The 15,105-nt window shown below is 68.0% G+C and carries 13 protein-coding genes; 4 read left to right on the forward strand and 9 right to left on the reverse strand.

Annotated features, from left to right (window positions below):
- Window positions 1-57: 57 nt before the first annotated feature.
- The 7 genes from QO033_RS02855 to QO033_RS02885 all read right to left on the reverse strand — a co-directional run bounded on the left by QO033_RS02855 (window position 58) and on the right by QO033_RS02885 (window position 6,455).
- Entirely contained in the window at window positions 58-531 is a 474-nt protein-coding gene (locus QO033_RS02855; RefSeq protein ID WP_284479419.1) for a DUF3237 domain-containing protein, read from the reverse strand.
- Between the two features lie 110 nt (window positions 532-641).
- A complete protein-coding gene (locus QO033_RS02860) occupies window positions 642-1,088 on the reverse strand; it encodes a phosphatase domain-containing protein (protein WP_284479420.1) in 447 nt (148 codons plus the stop codon).
- 14 nt (window positions 1,089-1,102) lie between these two features.
- Window positions 1,103-1,675: a histidine phosphatase family protein gene (locus QO033_RS02865; protein WP_284479421.1), complete on the reverse strand. Its 573-nt coding sequence runs from the start codon at window positions 1,673-1,675 to the stop codon at window positions 1,103-1,105.
- Window positions 1,672-2,742, reverse strand: a complete 1,071-nt coding sequence (locus tag QO033_RS02870) for an MBL fold metallo-hydrolase (protein WP_284479422.1) — start codon at window positions 2,740-2,742, stop codon at window positions 1,672-1,674. Before QO033_RS02870 ends, QO033_RS02865 begins: the two co-directional genes overlap by 4 nt.
- Window positions 2,735-3,793 carry an ABC transporter ATP-binding protein gene (locus QO033_RS02875; RefSeq protein WP_284479423.1) on the reverse strand — a complete coding sequence of 353 codons (1,059 nt, stop codon included), beginning with the start codon at window positions 3,791-3,793 and terminating at the stop codon, window positions 2,735-2,737. Before QO033_RS02875 ends, QO033_RS02870 begins: the two co-directional genes overlap by 8 nt.
- Window positions 3,781-5,490, reverse strand: a complete 1,710-nt coding sequence (locus QO033_RS02880; RefSeq protein WP_284479424.1) for an ABC transporter permease — start codon at window positions 5,488-5,490, stop codon at window positions 3,781-3,783. The genes QO033_RS02875 and QO033_RS02880 overlap by 13 nt, the downstream gene beginning before the upstream one ends.
- A complete protein-coding gene (locus QO033_RS02885; protein ID WP_284479425.1) occupies window positions 5,487-6,455 on the reverse strand; it encodes an ABC transporter substrate-binding protein in 969 nt (322 codons plus the stop codon). Before QO033_RS02885 ends, QO033_RS02880 begins: the two co-directional genes overlap by 4 nt.
- Before the next feature lie 196 nt (window positions 6,456-6,651).
- On the opposite strand from QO033_RS02885, the gene QO033_RS02890 reads away from it, so the two are divergent.
- Both QO033_RS02890 and QO033_RS02895 read left to right on the forward strand, forming a co-directional pair.
- Window positions 6,652-7,419, forward strand: coding sequence for a DeoR/GlpR family DNA-binding transcription regulator (locus QO033_RS02890; RefSeq protein ID WP_284479426.1), 768 nt, complete (start codon window positions 6,652-6,654; stop codon window positions 7,417-7,419).
- A gap of 121 nt (window positions 7,420-7,540) precedes the next feature.
- The gene (locus QO033_RS02895) at window positions 7,541-9,538 is read left to right on the forward strand and encodes a bifunctional metallophosphatase/5'-nucleotidase (protein ID WP_284479427.1); all 1,998 of its coding nucleotides are present in this window, start codon (window positions 7,541-7,543) and stop codon (window positions 9,536-9,538) included.
- Between the two features lie 106 nt (window positions 9,539-9,644).
- On the opposite strand, the gene QO033_RS02900 is transcribed toward QO033_RS02895, so the two are convergent.
- Both QO033_RS02900 and QO033_RS02905 read right to left on the reverse strand, forming a co-directional pair.
- Window positions 9,645-10,694 (reverse strand): permease, encoded by a 1,050-nt coding sequence (locus tag QO033_RS02900; RefSeq protein ID WP_407682086.1) that lies wholly within the window; start codon window positions 10,692-10,694, stop codon window positions 9,645-9,647.
- Window positions 10,687-10,995, reverse strand: a complete 309-nt coding sequence (locus QO033_RS02905; RefSeq protein ID WP_284479428.1) for an ArsR/SmtB family transcription factor — start codon at window positions 10,993-10,995, stop codon at window positions 10,687-10,689. The genes QO033_RS02900 and QO033_RS02905 overlap by 8 nt, the downstream gene beginning before the upstream one ends.
- Before the next feature lie 208 nt (window positions 10,996-11,203).
- Here QO033_RS02905 and pdxR point away from each other — a divergent pair, with 208 nt between their 5' ends.
- Both pdxR and xsc read left to right on the forward strand, forming a co-directional pair.
- On the forward strand, window positions 11,204-12,685 hold the full coding sequence (gene pdxR / locus QO033_RS02910; protein WP_284479429.1) for a MocR-like pyridoxine biosynthesis transcription factor PdxR: 1,482 nt from the start codon (window positions 11,204-11,206) through the stop codon (window positions 12,683-12,685).
- Between the two features lie 611 nt (window positions 12,686-13,296).
- Complete coding sequence (xsc, locus tag QO033_RS02915; RefSeq protein WP_284479430.1) at window positions 13,297-15,072, forward strand: sulfoacetaldehyde acetyltransferase; 1,776 nt, start codon at window positions 13,297-13,299, stop codon at window positions 15,070-15,072.
- Window positions 15,073-15,105: the final 33 nt, after the last annotated feature.

A 15,105-nucleotide genomic window follows, 5' to 3' on the forward strand; every position in this document is an offset into this window, starting at 1 on the left:
GGCGCGCGTTTGCTGTGCCGGCGGGGCAATCGCTGCTCTGGCCTGCCGCCCGGTTGCTCAGACCAGCACGAAGGATCGGATCAGCACCTGTTCCTGCGGCCGCACCACCTCGACCGAGCCGACGAACACCCGCGTATTCAGCCAGGCGCAGGGGCCTTCCGGCGCCTCGACAAAGATGCGGGACCGGGAGTATTGCAGCCCGCCATCGGCATCGTAGGTCAGAAGCGCGAGGTTGCGGATCTCGATCACCGAGCCGTCGCTGGCCTGCATGTGATAGATCGCCTCCAGCTCCTTCACCCCGTCGGGGCGTTCGCGCTGCAGATCGAACCCGCCGGGCAGCACCACCCCCTCGAAAGGCCGTGGATCATCGCTTTCCGGCGCCAGTGTCCCCTGGAACCGCCCGCCGGTGATCGGCACCACGTTGCGCCCGCCGAAGGGGCCCGGCCCATGCACCCGGGTCGGGGCGATATCGACATGGGCCTGCCAGCAGGGCAGCAGGCGCAGCTGATCGGCGGGAAAGTCGGGGGGCATGGGCGGCTCCGCTCTGGCAGATAAGATCACCGCGCCAGCAAAGCCAGCCTCCCCCCGGGATGCAAGGCCGGAACGTCAGGAGACGGACCGGCCCCGGAACACCCCGCGCCTCAGAACGCGCCCGGCGCGCATTGCAGGCAGACCAGCCCGGCATCACGCCAGAAATCGACCACCGCGCTGCGGTCGTCCACCACCAGCCAGGGCCGGAAGCCGTCGGCGCGCATCCGGTCGAGCAGATGCGATTTCACATCCGGATCCGACCAGGCATCGGCCCCCTCGGGACGCAGATAGATACCGTCATAGCCAAGACCGGCGCGCGCCAGCCAGTCCTCGGTCCGGTGCTGCCAGCCCGCCGGCCGGCCGGAGCAGAGGACAATCCCCTCGCCCGACGCCCGCAGCCGGGTCAGCAACCGCGCCACCGGTTCGATCACCGCGGTGTCATGCATCGCATCGTGGAAGGCATCCCAATGCTTGTCCTCGCCATGCACCAGATGCCCGAGCCGATCAGCATCGAATTCCGCCAACGTGCCGTCGATATCGAAAACCACGCAATCCATCATCAGTCCTTTCGTCAGTCTTCCGTCCCAGGCCGCGGCCAGAGGCGTTCGGCCCAGAGCCCCGGGCCGGGGGTAAACAGGATCGGCGCCGCGTTGGCCGCCCGGGGTCCGTGTTCGCTGCCCCCGGTCAGCCGGCGCACCGCGCGGATGGTGCCGGAATGGGCCACCAGCACCGGCAGCCCGCCGCGCGGGTCCTGCAGCGCAAAGCGCAGCGCCGCCGCGACCCGGGCCAGCATGTCGGCCCAGGCCTCGCCCGCCTCCGGCGTCGCCTCACGGGGGATCATCTCCGCCAACGGCCGGCCCTCCAGCCGGCCCCAATCGCGTTCGCGCAGCCCATCGACGACACTGCGCGGCAGGCCGGGGAAGGCCAGCGCCGCGGTTTCCCGCGCCCGCGCCTGCGGGCTGACGAACAACAGCGGCGTCTCGGGCCAGTCGATCCCCGCCAGCGCCGCGGCCTCGGCCCGGCCCCTGTCGGTCAGCTGCGCCTCCAGCCGGCCGACGATCAGACCGGCGCGGTTGGCATCGGTCTCGCCATGGCGGATCAGGACGAAGGCCCGGTCCGGCAGCAGGATCCCCGGCACGGTCACAGCGTCACCTTCTCGTGGAAAAACACCTCCGCCCCGGTGCGGTCTACCACCAGGTAGTCCTCCGGCAGGGTGCAGAACAGCGGCGCATAGCGTTTCGCCCCCAGCCGCCGCACCAGCGCCAGCTGATCGCCCAGCGGCGGATGGACGTTCCAGCGGGTGAAATGGCCTCCGGGATGGGCGCAGATGGCGCGGGCATGCGCCGTCATATGACCGGTGAAGACCACGTGGAAATCGCGGCCCAGACGGCCCTCATCCCGCGCGGCCTTCACCAGCGTCCAGGCCATGCCGCCATCCGCGTTGGGGGTGTCGCAGATCAGGAAGCGCGCCTTCGGATCGAAGGGTCGCTCCAGCAGAGGGCGTATGGCACCGGCACTCTCGGCGATGCCGGCCTCCGGTCCGGCGGCAAGCGCCATGGCGACGACATCGCGGCAGGTGTCGTCCAGCCGCACGTCGCCCTGCTCCATCAGATGCAAGGCCAGCTCTCCGGCCCGGCCCGAGGGCGGCACCGGCAGCAGCACCGTCCCGTCGAGCCCGGCCAGCAGCGCATCCAGATCGGTCCTGCGCTGCGCCTGCGTCACATCGTCGAGGTGGTAGGAGGCGTCGATCAGCGCGGTGTCCGCCGCCGGCGGTTCGTCGAAGCCGAACCAATGGGATTCCTCCGACCAGTCGCCGGAATAGAACAGCCCGCCGCCCAGGTCGAAATGGAACCAGACACCGCCTAGGGCATGGCCGTTGCGGCCCGTCGTCAACCGCACACCTTCGATCTCGATCTGACCGCGCCCGGGAATTTCGCGCACCTTCGCCCCTGGCGGCAGCGACCGCGCGGTGATCGCGGTGGTATAGATCGGCAGGCCGGCGCCGATCGCATGGGCGGCACCACCGATGTGATCGACGTGATCGTGACTGATGAAGACCGCATCCGCCCCCTCCAGCCAGGCCGGATCGAAGGGAGAGCTCGCCTCCGGCCCATGGCCGCAATCCAGCAGCCAGACGCGGCCCCGATGGGTCAGCCGCAGACAGGCCGGCCCCTTGTCGCCGACGCCCGAAAGCACCTCGATCTCAGCCATGTGCCGCCTCCGCCGCAAAGCCCCAGGGCTGGCCGATGGTCAGCCCGAGAGAGACCCCCTGCCGCACCCGCGCGGTGCTGAAGGCCACCAGATCGAGCCCGCCTTCGGCCACCAGCCGCAGCCGGAACCGCCCGCCCAGATAGGTGCATTGCCGCACCTCGGCGCGCAGTGCGCCCTCTTCGCCCAGCGTGATATCCTCGGGTCGGATGCACAGCCGGTCGGGCCCTGCCACCCGGGCGCGGGCAGAAACCTCCTGCCCCAGCAGCCGCACCCGCGCGCCACCCTCGCCAGCGGGGCCGCAGGGCTCCACCGGCACCACCGCGCCATCGCCAACGAAGCCCGCGACAAAGGCGTCGGCGGGTTCGCTATAGAGCACCTCGGGCGTGGCGAATTGCCGGATCCGGCCGCCATCCATCACCGCCACCCGGTCGGCCATCGCCATCGCCTCGGTCTGGTCATGGGTGACATAGACCATGGTGGCGCCGGTCCGTTCGTGGAAGGCGGCGAACGCCTCCTGCATCGTCGCGCGCAGCGACAGGTCGAGGTTGGCGAGCGGTTCGTCCAGCAACACGGCGGAGGGATCGGCGACCAGACTGCGCGCCAAGGCCACCCGCTGCCGCTGCCCGCCCGACAGCGCCGCCGGCATCCGGTCGGCATAATCCGTCAACCCGGTCATCTCCAGCGCGGCGGCGACGCGCGTGCGCCGCTCTGCCCGCGAAAACCCGCGCACTTCCAAAGGATAGGCGACATTGCGTGCCACGCTCATATGCGGCCAGAGCGCATAGGACTGGAACACGATGCCCATGTTCCGCTCCTCCGGCGGCAACAATTTCCCGGTCCGAGCCGAGGCGACGAGAGCACCGTCAACCGCGATCTCGCCTTCGGTCGGCGCCTCGAAGCCCGCCAGCAGGCGCAGCAGCGTGGTCTTGCCGCAGCCCGAGGGGCCGAGGAGCGCGACGAATTCGCCGTCGTGAAAGGTGGCGGACACATCGGCCAGCGCCACATGGCTGTCAAAACGCTTGCCAAGCGCCGTCAATGTCAGTTCTGCCATGGCACAACTCCCTTGGGCAGGCGGCGGGAGGCGAGCTGGATCGCGCCCATCAGCACGATCACCACCCCCACCACCGCGACGGAGACAGCCGAGGCCATCACCGTTTCGCCACTGTCTTCGAGGTTGAAGATCACCACCCCCAGCGTCTCAGTCCCCGAGGACCAGAGCAGCGCGGAAACGGTCAATTCGTTGAAGGCGGTCAGAAACACCAGAATGGCGCCAGCCGCCGCCGCCGGCGCGGTCAAGGGCAGAATGATCGTCCGCAACCGCTTGCCCAGGCTGGCGCCGGCCGATTGCGCGGCCTCCTCCATCGCCGGATCGAGCTGCGCCAGCGCCGATTGCACCGGCCGCAGCATCACGGTGAAGAACCGCGCGATATAGGCGATGAAGATGATCCAGATGGTGCCGTAGAGCGTCAGATCGGTGAGCGGCAGGTTGATGAACAGAAGGATGCAGGCGATCGCCAGCACCACGCCCGGCAGCGCATAGGGCAGATCCACCAACAGGTCGAAGGTACGGCTCAGCCGGCTGGGACGGCGCAGCATGATCCAGGCCAGCGGCAGGCAGATCGCCATCAGCACCACCGCCGCGCCGGTCGCCAGCAGGAAGGAATTGCGAAATGCCCGCGCCGTCACCGGCTGGCGGAACAGCGCCTCGTACCAACCGCCGAAGCTCATGGTCTGCCACGACAGCGGCACGCCATAGGCCGGCACCAGAGAGGTCGCAGCCAGCGCCAGCAACGGCAGCACCAGAATGGCCAAGATCACCAGCCACAGCACCAGCTCCACCGGCAACCGCAGCTGCTTCAGGCTGATCTCCAGCGGCCGGTTGGCCAGACCGATCAGCCCATAGGCACGCCGGCGCAGGAACAGCCGGTTCAGCACCACGCCGGCCAGCGCCACCACGCCGATCAGCAGCGCCAGAACCGCCACCTCGGTCAGCACCGACGTGCCCATGCCCGCCAGCCGCTGATAGATCAGCGTCGGCAGGGTGGAATAGCCGGCCGGAATCCCCAGCATCGCCGGAATACCGAAATTCCCCAATGCCGTGACAAAGGCCATGGCGGTGCCGGCGGCCAGGCTCGGCACGCTCAGGGGCAGCACCACCTGCCACCAGAGCCTGAGCCCGCGCGCACCGGCGATCCGCGCCGCCTCGACCGCCTCGGGCGGGATGGCGCGCAAACCGGCGCGCAGGGTCAGAAAAACGATGGATGTATGCTGGATACCCAGAAGAACCGCGATGCCCAGCGGCGAATGCAGCGGCTGCGGCGATCCCAGAGGCGGCGCCAGCCCGATCGTCTTCAGCAGCACGGACGACGGCCCCATCACCTGTGTCCACGCCAGGGCGGTGATCTGCGGCGGGATCATCATCGGGATCATCAGGCAAAAGACCAGCGCCCCCTTGGCGCGGATATCGGTCAGTGCCACCAGAAAGGCAAATGCCCCGCCGAGGAGCATCGAAAGCACCGTGCCGACGCCGGCAGTGAAGATCGAATGCCACAGGGCAGCCTGCGTCGTCGGCCGCGCCAGCACCTCGACCAACGGCGCCAGCGTCAGCCCGTCGGGGCCGCTGACGCCCTCGATCAGCAGCCGCGCGACGGGGGCCAACGTCAACAGGATCGCCAACCCCATCAAGGCGGAGAGCAGCCAGTCGTCCGACCGGCTGCCCCCCCAGTTGCGCGCCAGAGACTGGCTCATTTCACACCGAAGATCTCGGCGAAGCGGGTCTTGTTGGCCTCGGCATTCGCCAGCGCGGCCGCCGGGTCGAAGTCCATCAGCTTGATCTGATCGCGCGCCGGAAAGCCCTCGGGCATGTCCAGACCGTCACGCGCCGGGATATAGCCCATGTCGACGACCAGCTTCTGGCCTTCCTCGCTCAGTACGAAATCGACGAATTTCTCCGCCGCCGGCACGTTCTTGGCGGTGGACATGATCGCCACCGGCTCGGTCACATAGGACACGCCCTCGGTCGGGAAGACGAATTTCACCGGCGAACCCTTGGCCATGTTGCGGATCGCCAGGAAGTCGACGACCATGCCATAGGGTTTCTCGCCCGAGGCGACGGCCTTGAAGGTGCCGCCATTGCCGCCCTCGGCCCGCGCCTTTTCCGCCGCCAGCTTTTCGTAGAAATCCCAGCCCAGATCGGGGTTGCCGGTCAGCGTGGCCAGATGGATCAGCGCGGCCCCGGAATAGAGCGGCGAGGGCATCGCGATCATGCCGTCCATGCCGTCGCCGGCCAGATCGGCCCAGGCCACCGGTGCCTTGGCCGCCCCGGTGTTATAGACGATGCCGGTGGCGATCAGCTTGGTCGAATAGTAATAGCCCTCGGCGCTGTAGAGCGCGTCGTCATAGGCCGTGGCTTCCGGCGACTTATAAGCCATCAGCTGGCCCTTCTGCGCCATGCCTTCCATGGTCACGGAATCGGCGATCAGCAGCACGTCGGGCTGCGGCGCGCCGGCCTCGATCTCGGCGGTCAGGCGGGCCATCAGCTTGGTGGTACCGTCGCGGACCCATTCCACCTCGATATCCGGGTTGGCAGCCATGAAGGCATCAACTGTCTGCTGAGCATCCGCATTCGGCTGCGAGGTGTAGAGGGTCAGGGTTTCAGCCTGGGCACCGAAGGGCACGGCCAGGGCGAGGAGAGCGGCGAAGCGCAGTTTCATCAGGAACTCCTATGTCCATATCTGCCTTTCGTTCGAAAGCCTCTCGATGGCCTCCGGCGAATGCCCCCCGGCTACAGAGACTGCGTGACAGCTTCGTGACACTCTGAAGGAATGCCCAAAAATAAAGTTCTTTGCAGCTTTCGCAGGGCGGGCTAGGCATGATGAAGACCCACATCCATTTTCGAAGGAAAACAACATGTCCGCCCCGGAACTGGCCCGCCGCCGCGACAGGATCGTCAATCTGCTGTCGATCCACGGCCCGTTGTCGGCCGCCGATCTGGCCGGGCGGCTCGGGGTGTCGGTGCAGACCATCCGCACCGATCTGCGCGAACTGGACGAACAGGGCGTGATTCGCCGCCGCCATGGCGAGGCCAGCCTCAGCCAGCGGTCGGAGAACATCGGCTACCAGCCCCGGCTGGCGATCGCGCGCGACGAAAAGGGCCGGATCGGCCAGGCGGTGGCGGAGCTGATCGAGGATGGCAGTCGGCTGGCGCTCGGCACTGGCACCACCGTCGAAGAAGTCGCCCGCGCCCTGACGCGGCGTGACAATCTGATGGTGGCCACCAACAACATCCACGCGGTCCTGGCGCTGCGCGCCGCCCCGGGGCTGACCCTGCATCTCGCCGGCGGCAAGGTGCGGATGCGCGATCTCGACATCATCGGCGCCGACAGTCAGGATTTCTTCGGCCAGTTCCGGCTGGACGTGGCGATCTTCAGCTGCGGCGCCCTGTCCGAAATCGGCGAGGTGATGGATTTCACCCCGGAGGAAATTCGCGCCCGCCGCGCCATCGCCGGCTGCGCCGACCGCAGCATCCTGATCCTCGACAGCACCAAGATCGGCCGCCCCGCGCCGCTCAAGCACGGGCATCTGTGGGACTACGACGTGGTGGTTCATGCCGGCAGCCTGCCCGAGACCACCCGCGCCGCCTGCACCGCCGCCGATTGCCGGCTGATCCCGGTCTGACCTCCGGTCCGCCGCCTTCCCCGCTGCGGCCAAGGTTTCACCATCCCGTCACCGAAGCGTCACCCCGCCGTTACCCGAGGGACCCAGAGCCTCCGCCATGAACGCGTCTCAGGAGGTTTCCATGTCCCGTCTCACCCGCCGCGGCTTCCTCGCCCGCAGCTCCGCCCTGGCAGCGGCCGCCGCCGTCTCTCCGGTCATCGTGTCCCGCGCCCGGGCCAACCCCGGCCCCGGCCAGCTGGCCATGGTATCGGTCGCCCCGAACCCGCGGGGCAGCATCGAGAAGCTCTATCTGCTGAAGGGCGATCCGCTCGCCGGGCCGATCACCACCATCCTGGCCGAAGACGGCGCGGCGGAACCGGCCCGTGCCCTGCCCGACGGCACCCGGCGGGTGCTGCGGCTGATGCACTACAACGATATGCACAACCATATGACCGACCTGCACCCCAAGCGTGGTGATACCCACCGGCTGGCGCAGATGGTGCAGCAGGTCAACGCCGCCAAGGCTGCTGCCGCCGACGATGAAATCGTGCTGTTCCTGTCCGGCGGCGACGATCACACCGGCTCGGTCTTCGACGAGCTGCTGGGCTGGAGCCCGGAGGAGTTCGTCGCCGATGCCGGTTATCGCGCCGCCTCCGCCGCCGGCGTCGATCTCGCCGTTCTGGGCAACCATGAATTCGACCGCGGCGCCGCCCAGCTTAAGATCGGTCTCGACCGCGACGCCGCCTTCCCGGTCCTCTCGGCGAATGTGCACAGCTCCGCCCATATCGCGCGGGACGTCGATTACACCCCCGCCGCCGTGGCCGAGGTGAAGGGGCTCCGGATCGGCTTCATCGGCCTGACCACCGCCATCGACACCCGCACCGGCATGGAAAGCGATCCGACCCTCGCCGTCGCCAGCCCGGTGGAAAGCGCCGCCAACCTCTACAAGGCGGTCGAGGCGGTCTCCGACGTGGTGGTGATCCTGTCGCACTGCGGTTATGGCCGCGGCATGCATAAATCCGGCAAGGCCGCCGCCGCCCGGCTGATCGGCGAGGGCGATTTCGACATCGCCGACGCCATCGGCCCGATGTCCGAAAAACCCGTGGTGCTGATCGGCGGCCATTCCCACACCGCGCTGAACGCCGAGGGGATCGACGCCGACAACATGGTTGCCGGGCTGCTGCTGACCCAGGCCAAGGCCAACGGCCAGTTCCTGGGCGAGATCGCCATGTCGGTCGCCAAGGGCCAGGGCCGCGATCAGTGGTTCTCCAGCGTGGCGCTGCACCCGGTCAAGCGGCGCGACGACCGGCTGAAGCCCGGCGACGACGGCTATGACCGCGCCGAACACGACGGCGATTACGATGCCGGGTTCGAGGCGCAGGTGATGGCCCCGATGATCGCGGCGCTCGACGGCAAGCTCTCCGAGGTGATCGCAGAGGTCGCCGACGACACGCTTGTCTCCACCCCCCGCACCGTCGCCGACCGCTATGTCGGCGAGGTCGCCATCGGCAACCTGATGAACGATACGCTGGTCAAACGCTCCGCCAGCTTCCCCGGCGGGCCGGTCGACTTCTCGCTGTTCAATGCCACCGGCCTTGCCCGGGGCATCGACAAGGGGCCGCTGACCTTCCGCGAATGGTTCGACGTGATGCCCTATGCCGATGTGATCGACGTCGCCACCCTGACCGGCGCCCAGATCCGCGACATGCTGACCTCGAACGCCCGACGCATCCTGCGGCCCGAAGAGGTCGCCGGCACCGATCTGACCGGTTTCGTGTCGCGCGGCTTCCTGCATTTCTCCTCCGGCATCCGCTACCGGATCGCGCTCGGCGCCTCGGCGGCCGACGCCCGGGCGGTGGACATCACCCTGAACGGCACGCCGGTCGAGGAGCTTCTGGATCAGAGCTTCACCATGGCCTTCAACAGCTACATCTCGCTTGGCGCCTTCGGCGAGACCTGGAACGGCAAGCCGATCGGCGGCGGCGTCGCCGGCGAGATCCCCAGCTTCGACGTGCGCGGGCTGCCCTGGAACCACACCGGGCTGGTCTATCGCAACGAGCTGATCGCCGCGCTGCGCGAGATCGGCACCATCTCCGAGACCACCGGCGTGGTGCTGGACGGCCGCCTCGCCCTCGCCTGATCCAAACAGCGTGCGGGGCGCCTGATCCTGGCGCCCCGCTCTTTCCTTCTTCTCTGCAAAATACTCCGGGGGAACGGCCGCAGGCCGTGGGGGCAGAGCCCCCCCCTCACACCACCAGCTGGAACAGCATCCCGGCCATCACCGCGCCCAGCAGCCCCAGCCCGAGATAAAGCGCGAAGACCCTTGGCTTCACCAGCGACCAGACCGCCGCCATCGCCGGGATCGAACTGACCGCGCCCGCGATCATGAAGGCCATGGCAGCCCCCGCGCTCATCCCCTGCCCGATCAGCCCCGCCAGCAACGGCGGCGCCACGTAGGAGTTCAGATAGGCCGGCATCCCCACCAGCGCGGCGATCCCGATGGCCCCGAGGCCGTCACCGCCGACGAGCTGCGCGATCAGCTCGGCCGGGACATACTGCACCAGCAGGGCCTCGAGCACATAGGCCAGCGCCAGCCACTTCAGCAGGAACACCCCGTTGCCGACACATTCCGCCCGGAAGGTCTGCCGCCGCGGCGCCTCGCTCCAGAACCGCCAGACCGGCTTGCCGCCCGGCTTCGGCCCGCCACAGCCGCAGCCGCTGCGCGGCGCCTGTTTCAGCGGGCTGGCCAATGCACCGCTTCGCATCAGCACCTTGACCGCGAAGCCTCCGAACAGGCCCAGCGCCACCGCGGCCACCGCCTTGCCCACCGCGAAGGGCCAGCCCAGGGCGCCTGCGGTGATCAGCAGCGTCGGCGGATCGATCAGCGGCGAGGACAGCCAGAAGGCCATCACCGCCGACAGGGGCGCGCCCAACGCCAGCAGCCCGGCGATAAACGGGATCACCTGACAGCTACAGAAGGGAGCCAGCCCGCCCAGCAGCGCCGCAAAGGCGATCATCCTGATCTCCCGCCCCTCGAAGGCGCGCGCCACCATCACCTCGGCCCCGGTGGCCTTGAGATAGGCCAGCAGCAATACCGCGATGACGATATACTGCGCCGTCCCGGCCAATGCGCGGGCGGCGAACACCACCGTCTCGCGCAGATTGGCCGGGTCCAGCACCGCAACCGCCGCCAGCAGCAGCACGATCCCCGCCCAGGGCGTTCTCAGCGCACCCAACAGCGCCGGCATCATGGCCCGGCCGGTGCCGCCGGACCGTTCTTGCGTTGTCTCAGCCATCGTTCGCCGCCTTTTTCTCGGTGTCGGCGCAGCATTCGCTCAGAATGAAGTCCGCCAGATGTCTCAACGTGTCGTAGCGCGCCCGGTTGATCACCGAGCGCCCCTGCTTTTTCTGTGCCACCAGCTCACCGGCGGCGAGGAACTTCAGATGATGCGCGAGCGTCGAGGGGGCGATGCCGGTGCGGTCCTGAATTTCGCCCACCGTCAACCCCGCCTCCCCCGCGCGCACCAGCGTCTTCAGCACCTTCAGCCGGGCCTCCGAGCCCATCGCGGCAAAACCCTGCGCGGCTTCTTCCCACATCTGCGTCTCCATATCACTATAAAACTAGTTATTTCGAATCATTGCAACCGGTCAACCCCTTTTCCGACACCGCGGCATCAACGCTGTTTCGGGCCAAGACCCAGAGGGAAATGCGCAGCGCGGGAGTGACGGCGCGTTTTCCCCTGAGGACCCGCATCCCGGTTATATCCAGTTTACAGGCCACTTAGGTCCAACCTATTCTGCGGCCATGACCATCGCCGTCGAAACCTTCTTTCTCACCCCCGGAGCGCCGGGCACCCTGCAGGCGCAGGTGCAGCAAATGATCGCCGAGGGCATCCTGTCCGGCCGGTTTCATGTCGGCGAGAAACTGCCCTCCTCCCGCCGGCTGGCGACGCATCTGGGGGTCAGCCGGATCACCGTGACCCTCGCCTATACCGAGCTGGTGGCGAATGATTACCTCTCCGCCCGCGGCCGGTCGGGGTATTACGTCTCAGAAAACGCGCCGGTTCCGCCGGTCTACACCCCGCACCCCCGCGCCGCCGATACGGTGGACTGGTCGCGGGCGCTGGTGCAGCGGTTCACCGGCGGCGACACCCCCAGCAAGCCCGACGACTGGCGCGCCTTCCGCTATCCCTTCATCTACGGTCAGGCCGATCCGACGCTGTTCGATCACGCCAACTGGCGCCAATGCGCCCTGCGCGCACTGGGGCAGAAGGATTTCGCGGCGATGACGGACGATTACGTCGACCGCGACGATCCGCTGCTGGTGGAATATATCGCCCGCCACACCCTGCCCCGCCGCGGCATCTCGGCCCGGCCGCAGGAGATTCTGATCACGCTCGGGGCGCAGAATGCGCTCTGGCTGACCTCACGGATGCTTTTGAACCGCCGGCGCCAGGCGGTGATCGAGGATCCCTGCTACCCGGCGCAGCGCGATCTGCTGACCCATTCGGGCTGCCGGCTGGTGCCGGTGCGGGTCGATGCCGACGGGCTGCCCCCCGAGGCGATCCCCGAGGGCACCGACCTGATCTTCACCACCCCCAGCCACCAGTGCCCGACCACCGCGACCATGCCGCTCCACCGCCGGCAAGCGCTGCTCGCCCGCGCCCGCGGGCTCGATGCGCTGGTGGTCGAGGACGATTACGAATTCGAGATGGCTTTTCTCGCCGCCCCCTCGCCGGCGCTGAAATCGCTCGATACCGACGGGCGGGTGATCTATGTCGGCAGCTTCTCGAAATCGCTGTTTCCGGGTCTGCGGTTGGGTTACATGGTCGGGTCCGAGGCCTTCATCCGCGAGGCCCGGGCGCTGCGTGCCGCGATGCTGCGCCACCCGCCCGGCCATATCCAGCGCACCGCCGCTTATTTCCTGTCTCTGGGCCATTACGACAGCCAGATCCGCCGCATGGGCCGCGCCCTGCACGAGCGCCGCCGGGTTCTGGAAGCGGCGATCGCCGCCGAGGGGCTGACCATCGCCGGCCGCGGGGTCTATGGCGGTTCCTCGCTGTGGATGCAGGCGCCAGAGGGTGTCGACAGCGCCCGGCTGGCCGCCCGGCTGCAGGCCGACAGTGTTTTCATCGAGCCCGGCGCCCCCTTCTTCGCCGGCCCCGAGCGACCGTCGCGCTTTTATCGTCTGGGCTATTCCTCGATCCCGACGGCGCGGATCGGCGAGGGCATCGCCCGGATCGCCGCCGCCACCCGGGCATCGCGCCGGGAGACGGCGGCCCAGTGAAAGCCCGTGAGGGATCAGCGACAACCCGAGTGCTCTTCCGCAATCGGAGGCGCATCTGGCAGACCTCCTGCCCGGGGGCTTTGCCCCCAGACCCCCAGGAAATCTAAATCCAGAAAAAGAAGGGGGGTGAGCGGCGCGGGGACAAACGGTCCAGTGGACCGTTTTCATCTGCGAACGCGGCGCGCCCCGAGGAAGCCCCCCGGAAACGCATTCAGCCATGACAGCGCGACAGAGGGCCGGCACGGTGGAGACCCCAGGAAAGCCCCTCGGCACAAAAAGGCGCGGGAGCGGCTGCGCCTAGCCTAGACAAGCAATCTGTTTGCGCTTCGCAGGACACCGTTGCGCAGACACGATGTCAGTGCGCCGCCTTTCCGCGTCGCACCGTCCCATCGAGGGCACGCAGAATTGCCCGACCGGCGTTCTCCCCATCGCCGCATCCCCAGCGGAGACCATGGCCCCCCTCCCCTCTGCGTATCCGCTTCGGTCGCCATCGGGGCGCGTCCCTGAAGTGGCCCTATCTGCCCCCGGCGTCTGGCCCTACCGGCGACCCCGCGTGGCGGTCACCATCGCCGCGACCGTAACGGGAGAGATGGCAAGGGGGGAGACCAGCCATGAGAATGACCACGGAAGAGGCGTTCGTGAAGGTGCTGCAGCGGCATGGCATCGACCAGGCCTTCGGCATCATCGGCTCGGCCTTCATGCCGATTTCCGATCTGTTCCCGAAGGCCGGGATCAGGTTCTGGGACTGTGCCCACGAGGGCTCCGGCGGGATGATGGCGGATGGCTATACCCGCGCCACCGGCCGGATGAGCATGATGATCGCCCAGAACGGCCCCGGCATCACCAATTTCGTCACCGCGGTGAAGACCGCCTATTGGAACCATTCACCGCTGTTGCTGGTCACCCCGCAGGCGGCGAACAGGACGATGGGACAGGGCGGATTTCAGGAGGTCGAGCAGATGGCCGCCTTCAGGGATATGGTCGCCTATCAGGAGGAGGTACGCGACCCGTCCCGCGTGGCGGAGGTGCTGAACCGGGTGATCCTTCAGGCCAAACGCGCCAGCGCGCCGGCGCAGATCAACATGCCGCGCGATTTCTGGACCCAGGTGATCGATATCGAACTGCCCGAGATCGTCGACTTCGAACGCCCCGGCGGCGGCGAGGCGGCACTGGACAGCGCCGCGCGACTGCTGTCAGAGGCGAAATTCCCCGTCCTCCTCAATGGGGCCGGCGTGGTGCTGGGCGACGCGATCCCGGCCACCATGGCGCTGGCCGAGCGGCTCGATGCGCCGGTCTGTGTCGGCTATCAGCACAACGACGCCTTCCCCGGCGGCCATCCGCTCTTTGCCGGGCCGCTGGGTTATAACGGTTCCAGGGCGGCGATGGAGCTGATCGCCAGAGCCGACGTGGTGCTCTGCCTCGGTACTCGGCTCAATCCCTTCTCGACCCTGCCGGGCTATGGCATCGATTACTGGCCCAAGGACGCCGCGATCATCCAGGTCGATATCAACCCCGACCGCATCGGCCTCACCAAGACGGTCACCACCGGCATCGTCGGCGATGCGAAAAAGGTCGCGACCGCGATCCTTCACAAACTGGCGGAGGCGGCCGGCGACGACGGCCGGGAGGCCCGAAAGGCCCTGATCGCGCAGACCAGATCGGCCTGGGCGCAGCAGCTTGCCTCGATGGACCACGAAGACGACGATCCCGGCACCAGCTGGAACGCCCGTGCTCGCGCCGACAAGCCCGACTGGATGAGCCCGCGCATGGCCTGGCGCGCGATCCAGTCGGCGTTGCCGCGCGAGGCGATCATCTCTTCCGACATCGGCAACAACTGCGCCATCGGCAATGCCTATCCCTGCTTCGAAGCGGGGCGGAAATACCTTGCGCCCGGACTGTTCGGCCCCTGTGGCTATGGCCTGCCGGCCATCGTCGGCGCCAAGATCGGCTGCCCGGACGTGCCGGTGGTGGGGTTCTCCGGCGACGGCGCCTTCGGCATTGCGGTCACCGAGCTCACCGCCATCGGCCGGGGCGAGTGGCCGGCGATCACCCAGGTGGTGTTCCGCAATTACCAATGGGGGGCGGAGAAGCGGAATTCGACGCTCTGGTATGACGACAATTTCGTCGGCACCGAACTGGACACCCAGGTTTCCTATGCCGGGATTGCCCGCGCCTGCGGGCTGCAGGGCGTGGTCGCCCGCACGATGGAGGAGCTGACGGCGGCACTGGCCCGGGCGATCGAAGACCAGATGACGCATGGCAAGACCACGCTGATCGAGGCGATGATCAACCAGGAACTGGGCGAGCCGTTCCGCCGCGACGCGATGACGGCGCCGGTGGCGGTGGCCGGGATCGATCCGGACGACATGGCCCCGCAGCAGGTCTGAGCCGGAGGGGAGGCCCGGGGCGCACAGCGGCGG

The sequence above is a fragment of the Pseudodonghicola flavimaris genome (assembly GCF_030164425.1).
GTDB classification, from domain to species: domain Bacteria; phylum Pseudomonadota; class Alphaproteobacteria; order Rhodobacterales; family Rhodobacteraceae; genus Pseudodonghicola; species Pseudodonghicola flavimaris.

Excerpts from the sequence above, each read along its gene's own strand:
- QO033_RS02855 (WP_284479419.1), bottom strand. The coding sequence starts at position 531 with ATGCCCCCCGACTTTCCCGCCGATCAGCTGCGCCTGCTGCCCTGCTGG.
- QO033_RS02860 (WP_284479420.1), bottom strand. The coding sequence starts at position 1,088 with ATGGATTGCGTGGTTTTCGATATCGACGGCACGTTGGCGGAATTCGAT.
- QO033_RS02870 (WP_284479422.1), bottom strand. The coding sequence starts at position 2,742 with ATGGCTGAGATCGAGGTGCTTTCGGGCGTCGGCGACAAGGGGCCGGCC.
- QO033_RS02875 (WP_284479423.1), bottom strand. The coding sequence starts at position 3,793 with ATGGCAGAACTGACATTGACGGCGCTTGGCAAGCGTTTTGACAGCCAT.
- QO033_RS02880 (WP_284479424.1), bottom strand. The coding sequence starts at position 5,490 with ATGAGCCAGTCTCTGGCGCGCAACTGGGGGGGCAGCCGGTCGGACGAC.
- QO033_RS02885 (WP_284479425.1), bottom strand. The coding sequence starts at position 6,455 with ATGAAACTGCGCTTCGCCGCTCTCCTCGCCCTGGCCGTGCCCTTCGGT.
- QO033_RS02890 (WP_284479426.1), top strand. The coding sequence starts at position 6,652 with ATGTCCGCCCCGGAACTGGCCCGCCGCCGCGACAGGATCGTCAATCTG.
- QO033_RS02895 (WP_284479427.1), top strand. The coding sequence starts at position 7,541 with ATGTCCCGTCTCACCCGCCGCGGCTTCCTCGCCCGCAGCTCCGCCCTG.
- QO033_RS02900 (WP_407682086.1), bottom strand. The coding sequence starts at position 10,694 with ATGGCTGAGACAACGCAAGAACGGTCCGGCGGCACCGGCCGGGCCATG.
- QO033_RS02905 (WP_284479428.1), bottom strand. The coding sequence starts at position 10,995 with ATGTGGGAAGAAGCCGCGCAGGGTTTTGCCGCGATGGGCTCGGAGGCC.
- pdxR (WP_284479429.1), top strand. The coding sequence starts at position 11,204 with ATGACCATCGCCGTCGAAACCTTCTTTCTCACCCCCGGAGCGCCGGGC.
- xsc (WP_284479430.1), top strand. The coding sequence starts at position 13,297 with ATGAGAATGACCACGGAAGAGGCGTTCGTGAAGGTGCTGCAGCGGCAT.